General features: G+C 37.8%; 21 protein-coding genes. 8 read left to right on the top strand and 13 right to left on the bottom strand.

Going from position 1 to position 18619, the window contains the following annotated elements; all coding sequences use genetic code 11:
• The first annotated feature begins 762 nt into the window (after nucleotides 1-762).
• The 3 genes from ACFYKT_RS12275 (at nucleotide 763) to ACFYKT_RS12265 (ending at nucleotide 2105) form a co-directional block, all read left to right on the top strand.
• On the top strand, nucleotides 763-930 hold the full coding sequence (locus ACFYKT_RS12275; RefSeq protein ID WP_009790653.1) for a helix-turn-helix domain-containing protein: 168 nt from the start codon (nucleotides 763-765) through the stop codon (nucleotides 928-930).
• Nucleotides 927-1193 carry a hypothetical protein gene (locus ACFYKT_RS12270; protein ID WP_009790652.1) on the top strand — a complete coding sequence of 89 codons (267 nt, stop codon included), beginning with the start codon at nucleotides 927-929 and terminating at the stop codon, nucleotides 1191-1193. The genes ACFYKT_RS12275 and ACFYKT_RS12270 overlap by 4 nt, the downstream gene beginning before the upstream one ends.
• Nucleotides 1194-1286: 93 nt before the next feature.
• Nucleotides 1287-2105, top strand: coding sequence for a hypothetical protein (locus tag ACFYKT_RS12265; protein ID WP_035400728.1), 819 nt, complete (start codon nucleotides 1287-1289; stop codon nucleotides 2103-2105).
• Nucleotides 2106-2465: 360 nt separating this feature from the next.
• Here ACFYKT_RS12265 and ant(6) read toward each other — a convergent pair whose 3' ends face one another.
• The gene (gene ant(6) / locus ACFYKT_RS12260) at nucleotides 2466-3326 is read right to left on the bottom strand and encodes an aminoglycoside 6-adenylyltransferase (RefSeq protein WP_035400726.1); all 861 of its coding nucleotides are present in this window, start codon (nucleotides 3324-3326) and stop codon (nucleotides 2466-2468) included.
• Between the two features lie 106 nt (nucleotides 3327-3432).
• Between ant(6) and ACFYKT_RS12255 the strand changes: the two genes are divergently transcribed.
• Together ACFYKT_RS12255 and ACFYKT_RS12250 are read left to right on the top strand one after the other, a co-directional pair.
• Nucleotides 3433-3582 carry a hypothetical protein gene (locus tag ACFYKT_RS12255; RefSeq protein ID WP_009790649.1) on the top strand — a complete coding sequence of 50 codons (150 nt, stop codon included), beginning with the start codon at nucleotides 3433-3435 and terminating at the stop codon, nucleotides 3580-3582.
• A complete protein-coding gene (locus tag ACFYKT_RS12250; RefSeq protein WP_009790648.1) occupies nucleotides 3582-5072 on the top strand; it encodes a recombinase family protein in 1491 nt (496 codons plus the stop codon). The genes ACFYKT_RS12255 and ACFYKT_RS12250 overlap by 1 nt, the downstream gene beginning before the upstream one ends.
• Nucleotides 5073-5078: 6 nt before the next feature.
• Here ACFYKT_RS12250 and rlmD read toward each other — a convergent pair whose 3' ends face one another.
• The 7 genes from rlmD to ACFYKT_RS12215 all read right to left on the bottom strand — a co-directional run bounded on the left by rlmD (nucleotide 5079) and on the right by ACFYKT_RS12215 (nucleotide 11343).
• Entirely contained in the window at nucleotides 5079-6455 is a 1377-nt protein-coding gene (gene rlmD / locus ACFYKT_RS12245) for a 23S rRNA (uracil(1939)-C(5))-methyltransferase RlmD (RefSeq protein ID WP_389219858.1), read from the bottom strand.
• Nucleotides 6456-6765: 310 nt separating this feature from the next.
• On the bottom strand, nucleotides 6766-7710 hold the full coding sequence (locus ACFYKT_RS12240; RefSeq protein WP_389219856.1) for a diacylglycerol kinase: 945 nt from the start codon (nucleotides 7708-7710) through the stop codon (nucleotides 6766-6768).
• Nucleotides 7711-7898: 188 nt separating this feature from the next.
• On the bottom strand, nucleotides 7899-8816 hold the full coding sequence (locus tag ACFYKT_RS12235) for a hypothetical protein (protein WP_389219854.1): 918 nt from the start codon (nucleotides 8814-8816) through the stop codon (nucleotides 7899-7901).
• A 48-nt stretch (nucleotides 8817-8864) separates the two neighbouring features.
• On the bottom strand, nucleotides 8865-9944 hold the full coding sequence (locus tag ACFYKT_RS12230) for a hypothetical protein (protein ID WP_389219852.1): 1080 nt from the start codon (nucleotides 9942-9944) through the stop codon (nucleotides 8865-8867).
• Complete coding sequence (locus ACFYKT_RS12225) at nucleotides 9944-10417, bottom strand: hypothetical protein (RefSeq protein WP_389219850.1); 474 nt, start codon at nucleotides 10415-10417, stop codon at nucleotides 9944-9946. The genes ACFYKT_RS12230 and ACFYKT_RS12225 overlap by 1 nt, the downstream gene beginning before the upstream one ends.
• Nucleotides 10414-10989, bottom strand: a complete 576-nt coding sequence (locus ACFYKT_RS12220) for an RNA polymerase sigma factor (protein WP_389220324.1) — start codon at nucleotides 10987-10989, stop codon at nucleotides 10414-10416. Before ACFYKT_RS12220 ends, ACFYKT_RS12225 begins: the two co-directional genes overlap by 4 nt.
• A gap of 162 nt (nucleotides 10990-11151) precedes the next feature.
• Nucleotides 11152-11343, bottom strand: a complete 192-nt coding sequence (locus ACFYKT_RS12215; RefSeq protein ID WP_389219848.1) for a hypothetical protein — start codon at nucleotides 11341-11343, stop codon at nucleotides 11152-11154.
• A 124-nt stretch (nucleotides 11344-11467) separates the two neighbouring features.
• Here ACFYKT_RS12215 and plsY point away from each other — a divergent pair, with 124 nt between their 5' ends.
• Nucleotides 11468-12094 (top strand): glycerol-3-phosphate 1-O-acyltransferase PlsY, encoded by a 627-nt coding sequence (gene plsY, locus ACFYKT_RS12210; protein ID WP_389219846.1) that lies wholly within the window; start codon nucleotides 11468-11470, stop codon nucleotides 12092-12094.
• Between the two features lie 39 nt (nucleotides 12095-12133).
• Here plsY and ACFYKT_RS12205 read toward each other — a convergent pair whose 3' ends face one another.
• Nucleotides 12134-12889 carry a metallophosphoesterase family protein gene (locus ACFYKT_RS12205; protein ID WP_389219844.1) on the bottom strand — a complete coding sequence of 252 codons (756 nt, stop codon included), beginning with the start codon at nucleotides 12887-12889 and terminating at the stop codon, nucleotides 12134-12136.
• A 260-nt stretch (nucleotides 12890-13149) separates the two neighbouring features.
• Between ACFYKT_RS12205 and ACFYKT_RS12200 the strand changes: the two genes are divergently transcribed.
• Together ACFYKT_RS12200 and ACFYKT_RS12195 are read left to right on the top strand one after the other, a co-directional pair.
• Nucleotides 13150-14082 carry a manganese-dependent inorganic pyrophosphatase gene (locus ACFYKT_RS12200; RefSeq protein ID WP_389219843.1) on the top strand — a complete coding sequence of 311 codons (933 nt, stop codon included), beginning with the start codon at nucleotides 13150-13152 and terminating at the stop codon, nucleotides 14080-14082.
• A gap of 159 nt (nucleotides 14083-14241) precedes the next feature.
• On the top strand, nucleotides 14242-14763 hold the full coding sequence (locus ACFYKT_RS12195) for a DIP1984 family protein (protein ID WP_389219841.1): 522 nt from the start codon (nucleotides 14242-14244) through the stop codon (nucleotides 14761-14763).
• Nucleotides 14764-14990: 227 nt separating this feature from the next.
• Here ACFYKT_RS12195 and ACFYKT_RS12190 read toward each other — a convergent pair whose 3' ends face one another.
• The 4 genes from ACFYKT_RS12190 to ACFYKT_RS12175 all read right to left on the bottom strand — a co-directional run bounded on the left by ACFYKT_RS12190 (nucleotide 14991) and on the right by ACFYKT_RS12175 (nucleotide 18482).
• A complete protein-coding gene (locus ACFYKT_RS12190; RefSeq protein WP_389219839.1) occupies nucleotides 14991-16043 on the bottom strand; it encodes an NAD(P)H-dependent flavin oxidoreductase in 1053 nt (350 codons plus the stop codon).
• Nucleotides 16044-16067: 24 nt separating this feature from the next.
• Nucleotides 16068-16622 (bottom strand): thioredoxin family protein, encoded by a 555-nt coding sequence (locus ACFYKT_RS12185; RefSeq protein ID WP_389219837.1) that lies wholly within the window; start codon nucleotides 16620-16622, stop codon nucleotides 16068-16070.
• Nucleotides 16623-16929: 307 nt separating this feature from the next.
• Nucleotides 16930-17637 (bottom strand): ABC transporter permease, encoded by a 708-nt coding sequence (locus ACFYKT_RS12180; protein WP_389219835.1) that lies wholly within the window; start codon nucleotides 17635-17637, stop codon nucleotides 16930-16932.
• Nucleotides 17634-18482 (bottom strand): ABC transporter ATP-binding protein, encoded by an 849-nt coding sequence (locus tag ACFYKT_RS12175; RefSeq protein ID WP_389219833.1) that lies wholly within the window; start codon nucleotides 18480-18482, stop codon nucleotides 17634-17636. The genes ACFYKT_RS12180 and ACFYKT_RS12175 overlap by 4 nt, the downstream gene beginning before the upstream one ends.
• Nucleotides 18483-18619 lie beyond the last annotated feature (137 nt).

Genomic DNA, 18619 nt, shown 5'->3' with positions numbered 1-18619 from the left:
AAATAAATAACCGGAAAATTTTGTTAAGATGTAACAGCCAAAAACTTTAGACCTGACTTTCAACCATTTATTTCCGCGTAAAATTTAGACCCCGGGGGTCAAAAAATCCCTCGAACCATTCGTCCGAGGGAACATAAAACACACTTCAATTTTCTGTTAAACACCACAAAACCTATTGATACCACGCTATTTTAACTCTATCAACGCTACGCACTCAACATGTGTTGTGTACTTTTAACAGACAAAAAAAACAATATTGGTGACTATACTACTTAACCTGTGGGGCGGTAAACATGAACCGCTCCATTTAATTTTAGAACTAAAAGACATCAAACTCACCTTTATAACCATACCCACTACCGAATGAATTGGTTATTTTCTAATCAATAACCGTAACCCTTGTTCCCTCCGCACCAAATTTTTACAAACTTGTTCTGTACGTCATCCCCTCACTATCTCAGTTAAAACCTTTAAAATAGGTGTCCCTTTTCTCTTCTATTCATTTTTTTCCAACTATCCTTTTTTGTTCCGCTAGTATCTATAAAGAAATATGCTTAGATACCTTCATTCTTCTTTATAAAATACCTACATTCGCCCTGCCCCAACGCCTAAAATATATTTTCTTATGACGTACAACTGACCTTATCAAGGCTAATTTTATCAGAATTAGGAAAATATATTCCGTTTTACGTACTTTGTTAGATTTTTTTATTTCTTTCTTATATTGATATTGAAGAAATAAAACTAGGAAGGTGAATTATTATGAAAATTCTAACCGTAAGCGAAGTCGCTGAACTACTCAAACTATCAAAATGTAAAGTCTATGCACTTGCTAAAAGCGGAGAAATTCCAACTAAAAAAGTTGGTGGGTCTATCAGAGTTGTTCAGGAAGAACTAGAGAACTTTTTAAAAGGTGGTGAGGTTAAATGACTATAAAAAATTTATCTCATACTCTTACCCTTGAACAAGCTGCGAGAGTTCTTGAGAAGTTTAGGATTGTTTTCACTGTCGAGGGGGTTAAGACAAAGATACAACTACAACAACTGACCGCCATTTCTAAACCATATGAGGATAGGAGATATTCAGGCTATCCTTATTTAGTTCTAATCAGTTCTTTAGTAGATTACCTGAAAGATAAAGGCTATACAGATGAGGATATAATGGACGCTTTACCTGATGGTATAGAAATCTAATCTCCCACCCTTTCGGTGGGTTTTTTTATGCAACAACTAGGACTCATGCAACGATTACTAAAAGGACTTCGACAATCACAGGAGGTTTTTGAAATGAGTATTCCAATGATAAACACAATTACAGGTGAGACGGTTAACGTAGCGACTTATTTGACAGAAGAAGGTAAAAGGGAAAGGGAGGAAAGACAAAGAAAAACCGCTTATAGGAATAATAAAGTTATTCCTTTTGTAGCATGTTATCTTGACCCTATCAAAGAGGTTACGCAACATCTATCATTAATCGAAGGTGGAGCGGTTATGAAACTTCTTCACTATTTAAAGCAAAATGGGAAAGGAAAGCTATCTAGAGAAGGTAAACTCTTAAATCAAAAAGACCTACAAACAATACTAGGTAGGGGAGCAACGCAGACAAAACAAATAGTAAAAAGGCTTGAATACCTTTCTATACTAATTCCAATAAAAGAAGGACGTTCCAAAGTCTTTTACATTAATGAAAACTTCCATTGTATGGGTAAACTATTAAATAAGCCCTTTACAAAGCTACTTAAAGGGCGGTTAAGTACGATTGTTGATAGGTTACCACTAAATCAATTAGGTTTTCTTTATAAGATTTTGCCCTATTTCCACTTTGAAAAATGCTTTCTTTGTCATAACCCTAACGAAGAGGACTTTAGTGTCATCAGGAAAATGAACAGAAGTGATTTAGCTAAAGCTATTAACCACGACCCTGATGAACTTACTAAAATTGTAAAGAGCCTGGCAAAAGAAGGGTTGATTATGACTACTGAAAGTCGTGGTAGTTTAATGTATTATGTACATCCTGACCTAATGTATAGAAAGGATAGTGACGGACAGGACGACTATACAAGCTGTTTAAGGGGAATGTTTGAGGAACATTTTAAAAATGAATAACCCTATAAAACAGGGTTCTGTACGTACGAGGAAAACCGACTGTATTAGGCATTCTATACAGGAAAAACCGCCCCTATTAAACTATGTAAAAACGTTTATTTGACCTAGAGCCACAAGGGGTTCTAGGTTTTTCTTTTTAACATAGACTCTTAATTCTTAGAAGGATAAAGGTAATAGGTTAAACTTGTGTGTATCCCTCCGCTTTGCTACGTGGATACACACCAATAATTAACAGGGTCGCTCCGCTCCCCTAATAATAAAGACTATTTTATTTTTCATATAGATAAAATAATTAGGGCACGAACGTAGTGAGTGACCTGTGCACCTTGACCGTAGCGTAGCGGAGGGGAAGTGCACCAATTAAAATTGAGTATATTTTTTACGTATACTTTCTATGTACATGCTCACTTTTTCATCATAATTAGGATATTTAAAACCAAATGTTTCTGCAATAAAGTGGGATGTTTCTCTAAATAATTCAATACTAGTATTAAGTGCTTCCCACATTTTTTTATAAGAGCCCATATCGTAAGTAGATAAAACTTTATTCCACATGTCTTCAGAAATATATTCTTTCAAGAACTTATCAGATTTTCCTATGCTTAAAGAAAAACCTGTTTCCATTCCAACTTTCCAACGCAACATGGTGTGCAAACTTGGACGAAATGCATTATTCATGATATCAATAGCAAAGAGAATTTCCCTTCTCGCAAGACCTTTTACAACATATGTAGATGTCATCCAAAACTCATTACAACAGTCATCAAATGATTGTTCGCTTGGTTTTTGAATGTGGTACATGCTATCTGTCGGAATAACTGAATTTTGAATTAGATTATCTTTATCCAATAACACTTCAACTAGTCCATCGCTATTTTTGAAATAGTCTTCATATTCATTAAGTGGAATAAGTGTTAGGTCAATTTTCGTACCGTCTTCAAAAATCATTAGATACGAGTACCAATTACCTAGTTCTGGAGGATACAATTCCATTGCTTCTGGTTTTTGCATAATTATCCTTTCACCAAAAGAACTTAACCAATCGTCACTTTTTTTGAAATAATCCATATCTGTAACAAAATAACTAAAATCATAATCTTGAAATTCGTCCTTCGGAATATTTGTATTTGTTAGTGAACCCTCAAGAGTAAAGAGTCTAATTTTTTCACAATTAAGAGCAAAATTCATTCCTAAGTCCATCATTTCTTTCTTACTTCTCAATATAATCACCTCAATAGATTGTTATTAAAATTATAATGCATTAAAAAAATTTATCGCAACTCTTTCAACCCATAGAACGATTGCTAGGGCGAAAGGAGAGATAACAATGAACATTCAAAGAGTGTATAAAGGGACACAAGACTTTAAATCTTTAATCATTAGCCAATTAGAAAAAGAAATTGAAAAACTGGTGGCTGCCGCTTACAATGATAGACAAGTAGATATAGTCGCCATTAATAATGGAGGGCGACAATAATGAAAATAGCGGGATACATTCGTGTTTCAACTAACAATGAGGGTCAAAAAGAGTCACCTGAAAACCAAAGGCATATGATTTTAGACTATATTACTGAAAATCAACATGACCTATATGACTTCTACACGGATATTCAAACAGGAACTACTGACAATCGTGAGGGGTTAAAAAGACTCATACAAGACGCTGAAAACAGGGAATTTGATGTCATTGTAGCAAAGGAATTAAGTAGATTAGGTCGTAATGTAGAGTTACTTTATCAACTAAAGCGAGTTGCCGACACTAAAGGAGTTCGCTTAATCACTTTAGATGGTAAAGTTGATACACAAGACTTTTCAAAACAAGCAATGTTCGGTCTTTATGCTTGGATTTATGAAAGTGAGAGCCAACGAATAAGTGACCGTATCAAGTCTGTTTATCATATGAAGTACAAAAGCGGGAAATTCATGGGGAGTATTGCTCCTTATGGTTATAAACTTCATAAAGGTAAACTATTTCTCAGAAATGATTACACCGTAGATATTGTTCGTGACATCTTTGACAGGTATCTAGAAGGTTGGGGTCATGACAAGATAGCAAGGTATCTCACTAATAGAGATATTCCGACGCCTTCACGAGTTGTAGGGAAAGCTAATGCAGGTTTGTATTGGCAAGGTTCTACTGTTAAGAAGATTTTACAGAACCCCCATTATATAGGAAACCTTGTACAAGGCAGAGAAACCACCATGAACGTGACAAATAAGACACGTAAGGTAAATGACCAAAACGAATGGATTACAATTCCTGACGCTCATGAACCTATCATTTCAAGGGATGTGTTTGAACAGGTACAGAGGTTACTTGAACAAAAAGCTAGAAGAGGTAGGGGCGGTACTAGAAAGAAGAAACACCTTTTTACAAATATCGCTTATTGTTCTGAATGTGGGAATGGCATGTGGTATCGTGCTAACCGCAAAGGATACATTTGTGGAACATATGCTAAACATGGTAATAAAGCGTGTTCTAATCATGCAGTTAAGGAACTAGAACTAACTGAAATAATCCTTGATGACCTCAAAAATATGTCTAGTAGATTAGACCATCCAAACCTAGAAAGTAAGATTGAAAAAAAGGTCAAGGCTACCACAAAAAAGAACGAGTCTAGACTAGAGTCTATTGAAAAACAAGTTCATAAACAAATGGAACTAAAGCGGAACGCCTTACAGAAGTTTATTAGCGAGGATATATCTAAACAGGATTATGATGACTTTGTAAGTATTGTACAAGAAAAGCTGCAACAACTAGAATTAGAAAAAGTAGAGATAAAGAAGGAGATGGCAGAAAGCCACGAAACAAGTAAAATCTCTGCCATCATAGAACAACTTAAAGGGTTTTTACAGTTCAATCAGTTAACATCCGAGATGTTACTACGTTTTGTTGATAAAATCGAAGTAACCGAAAACAAAGATGTTAAGATTTACTACAAGTTTGCACAGGTTGAGGGGTTATAATCCCCCTCAATCATTTTTTAAAACTAACTGTGAAATGCACTCCACATGCATGGTTTGCGGAAACATATCTACCGGCTGCACCTCAACCGTCCGATACCCGCCATCCTCCAATATCCGCAAATCCCTGGCCAATGTCCCTGGATTACAGCTGACATAAACAACTTTTTTCGGCTTCATATCAATTATCGTTTGCAAAAGAGCTTCATCACAGCCTTTTCGCGGCGGGTCAACGACTAGTACGTCGGCTGAATTGCCTTCGTTATACCATTTAGGAATGACTACTTCCGCCTCTCCAACAGCAAACTCAGCATTTGTGATGCCGTTGAGTGCTGCATTTCTTTTTGCATCCTCAATGGCTTCTGGGACGATTTCAACACCGAATACTTTTTTTGCTTTTTGTGCGAGGAATAGAGAAATCGTGCCGATTCCGCAGTAGGCGTCGATGACATTTTCTTCTCCGTTTAGGTTAGCGTACTCCAAGGCTTTTTCGTATAATACTTTTGTCTGTTCTAGGTTGACCTGATAGAAGGAACGTGCAGAAATGGCAAATTTAATGTCCCCGATGAAATCGTAAATGACTTCTTCTCCCCACAGAACTTTCGTTTCGTCACCGAAGATGACATTTGTTTTTTTCGAATTGATGTTTTGGCAAATCGATTTTACTCCTTGAATACGGGAGGCAATTTCTTCAATAATCTTATTTTTATTCGGCAAATCCTTTGTTCTTGTAACAAGGACGATCATTACTTCTCCTGTTACAAGTCCATAGCGAGCCATTATATGACGCAGGTCGCCTTTATTTCTTCCTTCATCATAGGCACGTACGCCATAACGGCCGCAAATTTCCTTCACTTCTTGGACAACCTCATCATTCTTTTCCTGTTGGATGAGGCATTCCTTCATATCGATAATTTGATGGGAACGCTGCTGGTAAAATCCACCGATTAGTCCACCTTCATGCTCTCCTACAGGTACTTGTGCTTTGTTGCGGTAGCGCCAAGGTTCCTGCATGCCTAGCACAGGATGAACTTTGACGTTCTCGAGCTTGCCTATGCGTATCAACACATCTCTTACCTGCTTTTCCTTTGCTTTCAGCTGTCCTTCATAGCTTAGATGCTGGAGCTGGCAGCCGCCACATTCTTTGTAAATGGGACACGGTGCCTCAACACGATAAGGACTTTCCTCGTACATTTCAATAAGCCGTCCAAAGCCATAGCCTTTATTAGCCTTAATGACTTTAATCTTTGCTTTTTCTCCCGGGAGGCCATTCGGTATGAATAATGGATAACCATCAACCTTCGCTACGCCTGCCCCTTCATGGGTTAGATCTTCAAACACAACATCTATATAATCGTTTTTTTGAACTGGTATAGTTTTATTCATTATTTTCTTCCTTTGCTGATAAATGACTAGAAAAAGTGTATCACAAATTGGGTAGGAATACGAAATGCCGTTAAAATTCCTCTCTATTATTTGGAGCATTTTATCATTTGCAAGTATATTTAATAATTTGCAAAAAAGTATCAACCTTTTGCAAGAAAAATATATTTTATGCAAAATTGCTTAGGTTTTTACAAAATAAAGTCTCCTTTTTGCAAAAATAGCTTAAATTGCCCGTTTTTTTGTAAATAAACGCTGCGTTTTTACAAAGTTTTGCAAACAAATATTGTTTTTTACAATGAAAAACTCGCTCCTACTCGGAGCGAGCTTCGTCTATTTTCCAATCGGCAGGGATGTCTTGCTCACGAATTTTATTAATCGGAACGTAGACATCTAAATGTCTGTACAGATTTACGAATTCTGCAGGCAGTAGTCCACCGAATTCACCATCCAAATTGAGCTGTACCTTTTCGTTGGATTGTACTTTAATCCGGTTTGCCTGGGTGTAGATGACATGAGGATCATTCACATGCTCCCCGCGTATTGCTAATGTAGCAATTCGAATAAAATCAGCTAGATTTGTCTTTTTTAATATTAACAGTGAGAACAGCCCATCATTGATCGAGGAATCAGGAGCCAGTTTTTCAAAGCCACCGATTGAGTTCGTTAACCCGACAAGGAAAAGCATCGCTTCTCCTTCAAATAATTTTCCATCATATTCGATACTCACCTCTGTTGAGCGAAAGGACGGAAGCATCTCAATCCCCTTTAAATAATAGGCGAGCTGGCCTAGCATCGTTTTCAGCTTGCTTGGCACTTCATAAGTAAGCTCGGTTATCCTGCCACCGCCTGCAATATTAATAAAGTATTTGTCATTAATCCGTCCAATATCTACAGGAATGGTATCTCCCTGAACAATTATTTCTGTTGCTGCTACAACATCTCTCGGTATGTGAAGTGCTCTCGCAAAGTCGTTTGTTGTTCCTGTAGGGATAATCCCAAGCTTCGGACGGTATTTCTGTTCAGCAAGTCCATTGACCACCTCATTGATCGTTCCGTCTCCCCCTGCTGCAATGACAAGATCATACCTTCGTTCTACCGCAACACGAGCTGCCTCTGTTGCATCCCCTTCACATGTCGTTGCATGACAAGAAGCTTCATACCCCGCGATCTCCAGCTTTTGCAAAACTTCTGGCAAATGTTTCTTAAACAGCTCGCGACCTGAAGTTGGATTATAAATTATTCTTGCTCTTTTCATCGCCCATCATCCTATTACTCATCTTAATGTTTTTCTTCAATACCGTTTTCCCATCATTTAACATCATAACGAAATGGCATGAACTTATCAATTCATATGCTATTTGGCCATAAAGAGAATTATACCCCAAATCGCCGCAAAAAAAACTCATTAGAAAATACCCGAATCTACATCCGGGTACCTCTCTGCTAATCAACTGTACTAAAGCTCAACTGATAACTATTTGTGATAGTCAGGTTATGCTCACCTTTACCTGTTTGGAATGTACCAAGCTTAATGACAGGCACTTCGCTATGTGGTTCTTCTGTCATCTGCCACTTTTCACGGTTGCCTTGAAAATCTTGTATCTCTGTCGCTGTCACTTTCACATCACTGCTGTTCGGAAGCTGTACAGACAGATGAGATGTTTGATCAATAGTCCAATCGCTTATAAGCGTACGAGGCTTAAGGGTGATTGAATTATCATTCCCATTAACTTCGAGCTTTACATCACTCGGGACGAGTAGTGTAGCAGATAGATCAGCATATCGATCAAAAGGTCCAGCCACTTCATTCGGCAATCCTTTTACTTTCACATAAATGGTGTCGCCCTTCTCATGAATGGATACATACTCTTCAGCATTCGTTAGTAACGTTTCCTTTTTCCCTAATAAAGCTCTGTATGTTCCAAACATCGTCATTTCTTTCGTTGATGTGCCTTCAATCGTGAGCGGATAGTGTCCAGTATCTACCACTACTCTTTTCACTTCATCGCTCAATTGCTTTTCTAAAGATGGCAGATCTATCGTACGCTCTTCACGTTTTAACACATTATCCATCTTGTCCATAATACCTGTTGAACTAAGTATTGCAAAGCCAATGCCAATGGTACCGATAATGCCGACAAAGAAAATGCTAAGAAAATCATATTTTAAAAATGGCTTTTCCTGCCGAGACAGAAATAAGAAAACTAATATTTCAATCCCGAGTACAATCAATATAATTGGCCACCAGGAAATCATTACGTGCATTAGGTCCATTCCGAAAAGTTGAGATAAGAGAAGAAAAATACCGAGAAAAAGGAGCGAAGCCCCCATAGAAAACGTCCCGACACGCCATGTCCTCATGATAATACCGCCTTTCTATATTCAAATAACCCGCCTACGTTCAAAGCCCTACTCATCTTGTAATTCCACTTCCTTCTCCCGCTTGCCAAGAAGAAGCTTTAAGCCCCCGCCAATTAGGAGAATACAAACGACACCCGTTTGGAAGTAACGATCAAACCAATATCTTATATCAATATCAATCATGTCATAAACCATTGGTGAAATAACTGGCAGCAAAATACTTGTTGTTAAATAATATAATCCAAGCAGCACAAGTCCGATGCCAATCCATTTTTGCTGGTTGATAAAATAAGAGATAATTGGTGTATCATCCATCGGCTCATCACCGTATTTTGAAGCTTTCTGCAAGCCATCAAAGAAGCTATAGAACCAAATGATAGGAATTAAGAACAAGAAAATCCCTAAACGCAATATATCTAATATATAAATTGAGAATAGAAAAGCTGCCATTAATTGAATGCCACGGCGCTGCAGCCCAAGATAAAGATGACCGGCTCCAGGGAAAATCGATAAGAACGTCGCAATTGCTTTGCTTTTCTTGCCATCCTCTCTTCGTGTTTCAAAGTCGTCAAGGATCGTACGGTCAATAAGCGTTTCCCCTAGCTGCTTGCGATTCAATTGCTGCATGGCATCGAAGAAGCCATATACCCAAATGACTGGGAGGATTGCTAGAAATACTAAGAATTCTCCACGATGAGTTAAAGCCGTTACAAATAGTACCATAACACCTAAACCAAGGAATGCAGTCAGCAAAGTCATCCCGCGATTCAACAGTCCTAATTGGAAGTGTCCAATTCCCGGAATAAATGATAGGAGCAGCGTACGGAATCTTTCATATTCGAAATCATCTGCTGGTACCGCACTTGGTTCTGTCAGCACAGTTTTATTTTGTAGAAGCTTCGAGGCAGTAATGCCTGTATCAACTAAATTAATAATATAGAGAACTACTCCTAATATAAAAATGGCAAATCCAGCTTCCCCCTCTCCATTTGCAAATGCTAAAAAGAAAGCGGTGATCAGGATAAATTCCCCGAACATATAAGCAATTCCACGTAAGATCTTCCTTAAATAGAGCAGCCCGCCACCTGGGAAAAATGCCAATAAAAATGCGATAATTGGATTTTTCATTATTTATCTACCTCCTTCTTTTTTCCTTCTAAAGAATCCATCCAAGCAAAGGTTTTATCAACTAATCCTTCTGTTAAAGAAGTTCTCTGCTCCTGAAGATTTGGATTTTGTACATTCTCAGCATATTGTGTAATGGACTGAAATACGCCCGTCGTCATTAATAGAATTGTCACTGCTGCTGCAATTGAATAATGGAAAAAGGCTGATTGATAGATGGATTTTTTCTTCTTCCCTATCTTTTGCTTTTGTGGTTTATCCTTCTTTGTCTCTGCAATTTGAGCCATGACAAGATTAGTAAAGTCAACCTCATTTGAAATCACTGGCAACTCCGCTTCCTCCACCTCAACCGCCATTAGATAAACTTCCAGACATTGGTCACAGCTATAAAGATGGTCCTCATACTCCTCCCGGACATCTTTATCCAACTCATTCTTCACATATTTCATCCACTCTTGCTCTGAATAATGCATCATGAAAAGTCGTCCTCCTTCCAATGCTTTTTCATCCATAAACGGGCACGGTATAGCTTCGTCTCTATCGTTTTGATTCCAACATTTTGTTCCTCGGCCATTTGCTGATAACTCTTTTCAGCAATATAGAAATCATAGATCACATTTCGATAATTGACAGGGAGCTCATTTAGCTTTTGATGAACAAGCCTTCGTCTTTCTTTATGAATAAGCTCAGTTTCCACACTAACACTCTCGCTGTCCTGAAAATCGTATTCTACTGTTTCCAATGTATCTTCTTGCCTTCGATCACGTTTTCTTTTCACATCTATCGCATGATTGACAGCAATCCTTGTTATCCATGTCTTAAAGCCTTGATCCTCATATTGGGGGAGAGAGGTATAGATCTTTAAAAACACTTCTTGTGCAGCATCTTCCGCTTCTTTTTGGTCTCTTAGTACAGCATAAATCGTCCGGAACAAATCATTGCGATACTTTTCAACCAGCAAGCGAAAGGCATGGTCGTTGCCACTCTTTACTTTTTGGATAAGAACTTGGTCGCTAATCTCTCTCTCCCCCTTTCTAACAGCTTCCACCCTAATAGACGAAAGAACTCTCAACAATCCCTACACAAAAAAAGTAGTTTTTTTATTTTTTTGCTTTAAACAGCAAAAAACGCTTGGAATCAGATATTCCTAAGCGCTCATAAAAAGCAATAGTCAAAGGGAGGATCGATGCGATCAAAACTTTTCAACCTACTATGTCAACCAAATGTAAAAACCTAAGGCAATTAATGATATTATTATTACTACGACATATATTAGAGAAAGATTTGTTGTATTTCTTTTTGAGTCATTCCCGTAGTTCTCATCACCTTTACCCATAAATATAAGAGTAAACACAACTGCAAGAACCGTCAAAAGGATCACTAATATAATTGCTGCACGCATAGCTTCACCTCTTAATATTTATATTTTAATCTTTATTATAGTAGTAAGTTTCCATTAAAGAAAGGTTATCTGATGTTAAATCTTACCTATTCCATATATTACTCTTAACTGAAAGGATGATAGGATGACGTTATTACTCTTTCTGCTAGCTTATTTAATTGGTTCGATCCCTACTGCACTTCTTGTAGGAAAATTTGCCTTTCATATCGATATTCGTGAGCATGGCAGCAATAATCCTGGTGCCACGAATACATTAAGGGTACTTGGGAAGAAAGCTGCAATTATTGTCCTGCTTGTTGATGTCAGCAAAGGGGTTCTAGCCGCTTCCCTTCCTAGCTTGATGGGAATAGATATCGATCCTCTATTCCCTGGACTAATCGCTGTTATTGGTCACTGCTTCCCCATTTTCGCAGGTTTTCGCGGCGGAAAAGCAATTGCAACAACTGCTGGTGTACTTCTAGCCACGAATATCGGGATGTTCCTAGCTGCTTATCTTGCCTTTATTTTTATTATCTATGTAACAAAATATGTTTTTTACGGATCATTAACAGTTGGTCTTACCATGCTTATTTATTCATTTTTTACACCAGGTCGCGAAGAGGAACTTATATTTTCTATCTTTCTTTTATTATTAATTTTTCTGCACCGCTCTAATATTATCAATTATATTCATCATATGGAGCCCAAGATTAATGACAAGAGCCTTAAAGATGACCGAATCCCACCGAAAAATAAGGCTAGACGAGCTTAATCTGCGCCCGAATATTGGACAGCCAGTATTCGGGTTTCTTTATTCTTTTGCCTTATAAGCCCCTCGGTATTTAGCTTCACGCAGTTCGAACGCATATGCTTCCCAGTTCGGTAAACCCATTTCTTTTGCAATCCTTAGTTCTTTTTCTACATCATAAGGAACCCGGACAATTTCAATTGAAAAAGGGGCAGGGTCAACCGACAAGTATGTCCCATGCAAAATGGCATAAGTCGCCTCCGGAATATCAAGTGAATTTCCTACACTTCCAACATTGAACAGCGTTTTTTGCGGATGAATCGGTTCAATCAATGCAGCATGGATATCCCCATACCCCACAACATCAGGTGTCTTCCCCTCTTTACTTTCCGTAATCCACTCTGTATTTTCAAACATCACTCGTTTTTCTTCGTAAGAATCTCTCATCGGTACAACCCGGTGATAGATGCTTTTCGCAGATGCATGAAATAATCTTACATATTTCCCACTCATATGAAAATCATAATGAAACGGGAGTGTCCCTAAATAAGCTAAAGATTCTTCACTTAACTGATCCTGATGCCACTTTACTTCTTCAAACTCTACTGGCTTCTGAATAAAGTCATCCCAATTGCCAAGAACCACGACCTTACATGTTTCTCTTATTCGTTCAACTGATTTTTGCGAATTGGGGCCCTTTCCAACAAGATCTCCAAGACAAATAATTGTTTGGATTCCTCGTGCTTTCGTATCTTCTAAAACAGTCTCCAACGCAGTCATATTTCCATGAATATCTGAAATTACAGCGATACTATCCATCTTTTTTTCCTCCCCGCCTTTTCCTTATATCTTCTCTATTTACATACTCACTCCCTTTATTTTCTCTATAAAACAAAGGGCTGGTCTGATTAATTGGACAATCCTATAGGCAGGCCGACATTTACATAATAAGTTGTGAGCATACGCTCATGATTATTTTAGTGAAAGAATAGGAAAAGTTGATTTTTTCTAGTATGGTATATATGGTAAAATAACAACAGGCTTTTTTGCCCTATTCTATTTATTCAAGGAGAAGGATTATGTCAAAAGTATTTATATTCGGTCATAAAAACCCTGACACAGATTCCATTTGTTCAGCCATTGCTTATGCAGAATTAAAAATGAAACTAAGCGTGGACGCAGAACCTATTCGCTTAGGACAAATAAATGGAGAAACAAACTATGCTTTAGAATACTTCCAAAAAGAGGCACCACGTTTCGTTGAGGCTGTTTCTACAGAGGTTAGTGAAGTTATTCTAGTAGACCATAATGAATTCCAGCAAAGTGCAGATGATATCCGTGATGTAAAGATTCTTGAAGTCATTGACCATCACCGCATCGCAAACTTTGAAACAAGCGATCCGTTATATTACCGCGCAGAGCCAGTAGGCTGTACGGCTACCATTTTGAAAAAGATGTATAAAGAAAATGGAGTGGAAATTAGTAAAGAGACAGCTGGATTAATGCTTTCTGCTATCATCTCTGATTCCCTGCTATTCAAATCGCCAACATGTACAGAAGAAGACGTGGCTGCTGCTCGTGAGCTTGCTGAAATTGCTGGTGTAAATGCGGATGAGTACGGATTAGCCATGCTTAAAGCAGGTGCTGACCTTAGCGACAAGACTCTTGAACAGCTTATTTCTCTAGATGCCAAGGAATTCCAAATGGGCAGCTACAAAACAGAGATCGCTCAAGTAAATGCGATTGATTTAAATGATGTATTAAGCCGTAAAGAAGAACTTGAATCCATTCTTTCAGAAGTAGTAGCTAAGAAAGAATTAGATCTATTCTTATTTGTTCTAACTGATATCCTTAACAGCGATTCTGTTGTTATCGCTATCGGAAACGAAACGAAGGCAGTAGAAGAAGCTTATCAAGTAACGCTTGAAAATAATAGTGCTCTATTAAGAGGCGTCGTGTCCCGTAAGAAACAAATTGTTCCCGTTCTTACGAAAGTATTGTCTGAAAAGTAATAGACAAAGGAAGAAATCGTCGAACACTAAGAAACGCATGGATAATTATATACATCCATGCGTTTTTAATTTGATTGTTTTCTTTAAGTAAGAAACTATCAAGTAATTTCAAATATATGTTAAGATAGTTCATATGGTTTTGATGAAAGGATTGATTGTATGAAAATAACATTAGCACAAGCTATTAATCTTCTTTCTAGTCTTCATAAAAAAGTTGGAGAATTACAGGGCGAATTTTTTAATGTTCATGTAATTGAGATTCCAAAAGGAGAAACATACACACCATATGAAATCACCGTTGAGACTGTGTTGGAAGAGTTATCAGAAGTTCAACGTGACATATTAGATTTAAAAGAAATCATCCAACAAGCTAATTTAATTAATTTGGTTGAATGGGATGGTGGCTCAATCTCGATGATTCGCGCGATTGAAACAGCTAAGCAGCTACGAGAACGACATAATCTTCTCAAAACGCTTGCGACTACTAAAAAACGAGAATACAATGTGCATCATCACTCAGGCACAATAATGGAACAAATTGCTTTATTTGACCCTGCTGAATTCAAAAAACAGGCTGCTAAAATAATTCGTCAAGTTGAATTATTATCTAGCCGTATTGATAAAGTAAATTATACCGTTGAAATTGAAGTTCCGCTTGCAAATAAGTATTTAGAGGCATAAGTAGCTTTGAGGGTATTATCTAGATACCTTCATGGGTGCTTATGCACCAAAAATGAGTTGGGAAGTGTTAGCGCCCCTTTGCTTTGTGGGTAACAAAGTATTTAAATTCTTCCAATTAGTGTAGCGAACGGTTTCGCTTTACGCTTTTCGATCTAACGACTAACAAATAACGAACGGAATATATAGATAACTCAAATAAATGCTACGTTCCCAAACTCATTTCATTTCTATTTTCCCTCTATAAGTTCCTGCATCAATTGCTTGACTGTTGTTTCCTTCACCATTCTTATCCCTTGTCCTGCCCATAGCGACATAAAATCTGACTGCTTCTGTATTGCGGCTTTTTTTCTAATCGAAGTTGTCAGATCATTTTGAAGCGGAAAAGGTATAGTCGTCTGTTGGGCCATTTCTCTAATAAACCGATTGCTAATTCCTCTTGCAAGCTTTCCTGAAAAAGCCTTAGTGAAAGCAGTTTGCTCTTCTGAGCTATTAAGGAGCATTTGTTTATAAATTTCAGCTGCTCCACTCTCTTGACATGTAAGAAAAGCCGTTCCAAGCTGAGCACCTTTCGCTCCAAGAGCCACTGCAGCAGCAATTCCACGTGCATCCATGATACCCCCCGCTGCAACAACAGGTATGCGGACCGCATCAGCTACTTGAGGAATGAGTGCCATAGAACCGATCAAACCACTTTCTTCCTTGTGAAAGGTCCCGCGGTGCCCCCCTGCTTCACTCCCCTGTGCCACTATAATATCCACACCACTCTCTTCAAGCTCCAATGCTTCTTTTACATTTGTGGCTGTCCCGATAATAGTCGAGCTTTGCTTCCGAAGTTCCTTTATAACCTCTACATTTGGAATGCCAAATGTAAAACTTACTACTGGCACCTTTTCTCTGAGGACTACCTCTATTTGTTTTTCAAATAGGGCCTTGTAGTTCTTTTCTTGAATGACTATTGGTTCTTCAATCCCTAGTTCTTTTTCGTATTTACTTAACGTATTCGTCATTTCTATTAAATCTTTTTCATCGGAGTAGACTTCGCTCCCATTTGGAATAAATAAGTTCACTCCGAATGGGTTATTTGTTAAGCTTCTAATCTGTCTAATTGCTTCCTTAATTTCCTCAGGACCCATATACCCTGCACCAAGATTGCCTAGTCCGCCACAGTTAGATGTTTCGCTTATTAACTCAGGTGTTGTGATTCCTCCTGCCATCGGTGCTTGAAAAATGGGATAAGGAATTTTCAGCATTTCCGTCACTTCATTTTGCTGCCAGACCAATGAATACACACCTCACAACTTGAATTATTTCACTAATTTTTCACAGATACTATTTGCTACCATATGCCATAGATTTTCATCGACCTTATAAGAGTCTACTAAACTTTTGTACATTGCCTTTTGTTTGTCATTGAAATCAGGATCATCCTGTGAAGGAAGCTTGCTCCGTTCTTGAACGACAAGGTCTTGAAGCTGTTGCGCCCGCGGTCCCCATACAGCCAGTTCTTCTCCGTCCTTGTTAAGGAAAACATAAATCGGAATTGCCCGTGACGTTCCATTTGTTAAGTATTGATCCATTAATTCAAGATTTTGATCTCTTAGTAAAAATCGAACTTCCATTCCAATTTCATCTGCCATTTTTAATAGGATTGGATTGTTTAAAAGCGCATCTCCACACCAGTCCTCTGATAAAGCAATAACCTTTAATCCCTTACCCTTAAGGGGAGCTAATCTTTCCTTTTCTTCAGTTGATAAAGAAAATTGTTCAAGAATCTGATTCATTGATGCTTGATTTACACTCATTCCAGAAATATATTGATCAGCTGTTAAGCCCTTTTCAAACCATTGATTTAAGTTCATTAATAGCCCTCCATTTCGAATATGTATCACTTCCTTATTATTACATATTCCTTTTCTTAAAGCGAAGGATCGAACCCTAATAAATTCAATTATGACCTTGTCGAAAAACACTGTCCTTTCCTAGGAAATAAAAGGATATAATGGAAAATAACAAAATAATAGTCGAAAGGCTGATGAAAGGATCCATCAGCCTAATTTATCTATTTAATCATTAAATTGTATGACACAAGGAATAATCAGCGCAGAGAAGTATGTCAGTCAACATTTACAAACTTTATTTTAAATAGATACCTATGCTTATTGCATATTAATCTGTCATCCGTTTTCGATAAACAACAACGACAATTACATATATAACCGCTATCCATGCAAGAATGACTGCTAGCTGAAACCAAACATCTAGTAAACTAGCACCCATTTGTACATCATTTGCTAAATGAATCAGCTGTGCATTTGGCATGTACTCTGCCGCTTTTAGAACTGGATACTTATCTGCCAAAACAGTTAAATATGAACCGAATGAGAAGATACCCATGAATGGCAAGATAACAACGGATGCTTCCATGACTGATTTTGTTACAAGACCAAGCACCGTGCCCAACCCGATATAAAAAACAGCAGACAGTGCAATAGCAACAGAAATCACAAGAATGTTTTCTGGCTTATATTCTACTAAAATTGCAGCAAAAGCAATAACGAGGATGGTGCCAATAAAGCTTAATAGACTTTTTCCTGTGAGAATTTCTAGTGTGCTTGCTGGTGAAAGCATCAGCCCACGTAACGTATTTTTCTCTTTTTCTTCTGCAATAAGCGAACATTGCACAAAAGCAGCAACTAAACAAAAGGTCATATTGAAAACAAGATACTGCTCATTAATCGTTTCAACCCCCATTCTTCCATAGAGGGCAGCCATAATTAACGGCATGAAAACTGATGAACCCACAAATAAATTTTTTGAAACATCTTTATAATCCTTTTGTAGAATCGCAATCGAACGTTTGATTGAAAATGTCATGATAATTTCCTCCCTGTTACCTCTACAAAAATATCTCCAAGTGTAGGTTCGTTCGAATAAATAGAAACGACTTGATTTTCTGACATATAATTATACATTGCTTGTGCACCTTCTGGACCGCAATCAACAATTTCCTTGGTGCCATCCGCAAGTTCGACTGTTAAAGTGTGATCAGCATATTTTTGCCTCAATGCTTTTGGCGAATCGAGCAGCTGGATCGTTCCTTCATTTAAAAAAGCCACGCGGTCACACAGTGTTTCTGCTTCATTCATATCATGTGTCGTTAAGAATATAGTTGTCCCTTGCTCCTTAAGTTTTTCCAATCCCTTATATATATGCTTTGTATTGACTGGATCAAGTGCAGATGTTGGTTCATCTAAGAACAGCAGCTCAGGCTTGTGCAAAAATGCCCGTGCTAATGTAACACGCTGCAGCATCCCTTTTGAAAGCTTGGAAACAGCCTTTTTCCTCGCATCCTTTAGATTCACCATGTCTAGCACTTCATCTATACGTGTATATTGAACTTCGTAGAGGTCACAGTATAGTTTTAAATTATCGAAAATGGTCAGACGAGTATAAAGTCCGCTATTATCTGTCAGCACACCGATCTTTTTACGATAACTGGCTTCCTTTAACTTTGAAGCTGGCACGCCAAAGATGGTGGCATCTCCATCTGTCTGGGTTAATTGTGCAGTTAAAATTTTTATCGTTGTTGTTTTACCGGACCCACTTGGTCCTAGAAATCCAAATGTCTCCCCTTTTTTCACTTTAAAGGAAACATCTTTTAATGCTGGTTGATTTGCAAACATTTTCGCTAATCCGCTTACCTCAATAATATTCTCCATTTTCATCCTCCACACCTATTTGATTTGTTTGTTGTCATGTTTTTCTTCAGCCTCTATTAAGATGCCTTCGCTTTCTTATGACCTAATCTTATGAAACAAATCATGGCCGCGCATTATTATTTGGATGAAAAGAGAAT

The organism is Cytobacillus mangrovibacter (assembly GCF_042865275.1).
Classification (GTDB): domain Bacteria; phylum Bacillota; class Bacilli; order Bacillales; family Cytobacillaceae; genus Cytobacillus; species Cytobacillus mangrovibacter.
Note: the sequence above shows the minus strand (reverse complement) of the source record. Positions and strands in the feature narration are given on the sequence as shown.

Excerpts from the sequence above, each read along its gene's own strand:
- ACFYKT_RS12275 (WP_009790653.1), top strand. The coding sequence starts at position 763 with ATGAAAATTCTAACCGTAAGCGAAGTCGCTGAACTACTCAAACTATCA.
- ACFYKT_RS12270 (WP_009790652.1), top strand. The coding sequence starts at position 927 with ATGACTATAAAAAATTTATCTCATACTCTTACCCTTGAACAAGCTGCG.
- ACFYKT_RS12265 (WP_035400728.1), top strand. The coding sequence starts at position 1,287 with ATGAGTATTCCAATGATAAACACAATTACAGGTGAGACGGTTAACGTA.
- ACFYKT_RS12255 (WP_009790649.1), top strand. The coding sequence starts at position 3,433 with ATGAACATTCAAAGAGTGTATAAAGGGACACAAGACTTTAAATCTTTA.
- ACFYKT_RS12250 (WP_009790648.1), top strand. The coding sequence starts at position 3,582 with ATGAAAATAGCGGGATACATTCGTGTTTCAACTAACAATGAGGGTCAA.
- rlmD (WP_389219858.1), bottom strand. The coding sequence starts at position 6,455 with ATGAATAAAACTATACCAGTTCAAAAAAACGATTATATAGATGTTGTG.
- ACFYKT_RS12240 (WP_389219856.1), bottom strand. The coding sequence starts at position 7,710 with ATGAAAAGAGCAAGAATAATTTATAATCCAACTTCAGGTCGCGAGCTG.
- ACFYKT_RS12235 (WP_389219854.1), bottom strand. The coding sequence starts at position 8,816 with ATGAGGACATGGCGTGTCGGGACGTTTTCTATGGGGGCTTCGCTCCTT.
- ACFYKT_RS12230 (WP_389219852.1), bottom strand. The coding sequence starts at position 9,944 with ATGAAAAATCCAATTATCGCATTTTTATTGGCATTTTTCCCAGGTGGC.
- ACFYKT_RS12225 (WP_389219850.1), bottom strand. The coding sequence starts at position 10,417 with ATGATGCATTATTCAGAGCAAGAGTGGATGAAATATGTGAAGAATGAG.
- ACFYKT_RS12215 (WP_389219848.1), bottom strand. The coding sequence starts at position 11,343 with ATGCGTGCAGCAATTATATTAGTGATCCTTTTGACGGTTCTTGCAGTT.
- plsY (WP_389219846.1), top strand. The coding sequence starts at position 11,468 with ATGACGTTATTACTCTTTCTGCTAGCTTATTTAATTGGTTCGATCCCT.
- ACFYKT_RS12205 (WP_389219844.1), bottom strand. The coding sequence starts at position 12,889 with ATGGATAGTATCGCTGTAATTTCAGATATTCATGGAAATATGACTGCG.
- ACFYKT_RS12200 (WP_389219843.1), top strand. The coding sequence starts at position 13,150 with ATGTCAAAAGTATTTATATTCGGTCATAAAAACCCTGACACAGATTCC.
- ACFYKT_RS12195 (WP_389219841.1), top strand. The coding sequence starts at position 14,242 with ATGAAAATAACATTAGCACAAGCTATTAATCTTCTTTCTAGTCTTCAT.
- ACFYKT_RS12185 (WP_389219837.1), bottom strand. The coding sequence starts at position 16,622 with ATGAACTTAAATCAATGGTTTGAAAAGGGCTTAACAGCTGATCAATAT.
- ACFYKT_RS12180 (WP_389219835.1), bottom strand. The coding sequence starts at position 17,637 with ATGACATTTTCAATCAAACGTTCGATTGCGATTCTACAAAAGGATTAT.
- ACFYKT_RS12175 (WP_389219833.1), bottom strand. The coding sequence starts at position 18,482 with ATGGAGAATATTATTGAGGTAAGCGGATTAGCGAAAATGTTTGCAAAT.